Here is a 1,393-nt window from a genome sequence, read left to right on the forward strand (position 1 = left end):
ATATATTTGTTAATATAAAGTTAAATTCTTTTTTGTGCTTTTATATATATCTGTATAGAAATAAATTCTATTACCTTTTATCTCTTTCAGATAAACCAAGTCTTCGATACCCCCAATATACTCAATTGATAAATCATCTAAATTTAATGTTGCAAGCCTAAATCCAACAACGCAAAATCGTCTAATGAAAACTGGAATATATATTTTTCTATTGAAATACAATAAAGGCCCTCCAAACCCCTGTTCTTTAATAATAACTTGACCGTTAATGGATAGACTCCCAACTAAGGGAGAACCTTGATTTACTTCCATCAAATCAAGGTAGCTGACTTCCCATTTGTCAAACAAAAATTTTTCTTGAAAGTCTAAAGGAGTTTCATTCAAAATTTTTAACTTAGGCATTTCTAACACTTTCCCTTTCTTTTAATTTTTTTCGATTTGACTTTTTGAACTTCTTCTGAATGCACTATAAATTGTAATGATCCTCCTGGATATTTAAGACCCTGTGGACCAATAATACCAACTTTCATTTTTGTTCCTTTAGGAATAACACCTGAATTATAATTTGTTAAAGGGTTCCAAGAAGGGAGAATGGCAGCAAACGTTCTATTTATGAATTTGTTAGTTCCTATACGTAGCCCCCAAAAATCTCCACGACGTGAATTAAGATGCAAATCTCCAAATCTCTGTACAGGTATGTTAAATGGTGCTTTAACAGTAAATCCTTTAAACAAAAATCCATCAGAAGTTGTAATTTTAAGTTTCTCAAAAATACTTGCTAAACCTAAAACATCAATCCAAGCACTAGAATTTGGTGCAAACCAATAAAAATTATCCCCGCCCCACAACCTAATCGGGTCCTGATTGATAAACCGACCCGCATCAGGCTCGTAATACCTGAAGAAGTTGTAATACAGCCCCGTCTCACGGTCGCAATACTGGTTCTGCAGGCGGAAGGGTTGGTGAGCAGTTCCGGATATGTTGGTTTCACTCTTCAGTTTGCCCCAGCCGGTATAGTTGCCAAACCACAAGAGGTTGCCGTCTTCATCGGTCATCTCTCTCGGAATGCCGATTTGGTCGCAGTGGAAGTAGTGGGTTTGTTGGCGGCTTTCGCCTTCTTCGTTGGTCCAGTTATGTACCTGTGCCAAGGGTTCGTAGCTATCGGGATCGGTATAGATATAGGTATATCTGCCGTCCGGGTGGACTTCCTGCAAGAGGTGGCTGCCGTCCCAAACGAATCCGGTTTCCTCTTCGAGGTCGTCTGAAACTTCCTGACTGGTTTTCAGACGACCTTTGCCTATCCTTCTGCCCAAGGCGTCGTAGGTGTACGCCCAAGTTTCTTTGCTGCCGTCTTTTTTGAAGATTTCGGCTTTAACCAGTTGGTCGTGCAGAT

General features: G+C 39.3%; 2 protein-coding genes. Both read right to left on the reverse strand.

Going from position 1 to position 1,393, the window contains the following annotated elements:
• Positions 1-9: 9 nt before the first annotated feature.
• Entirely contained in the window at positions 10-402 is a 393-nt protein-coding gene (locus tag HMPREF2871_RS07010) for a hypothetical protein (RefSeq protein WP_070647859.1), read from the reverse strand.
• Positions 403-404: 2 nt separating this feature from the next.
• On the reverse strand, positions 405-1,393 hold a 989-nt coding region (locus HMPREF2871_RS12125), incomplete at its 5' end, for an RHS repeat domain-containing protein (protein ID WP_283116827.1).

This window comes from Neisseria sp. HMSC067G12 (assembly GCF_001812725.1).
GTDB classification, from domain to species: domain Bacteria; phylum Pseudomonadota; class Gammaproteobacteria; order Burkholderiales; family Neisseriaceae; genus Neisseria; species Neisseria perflava.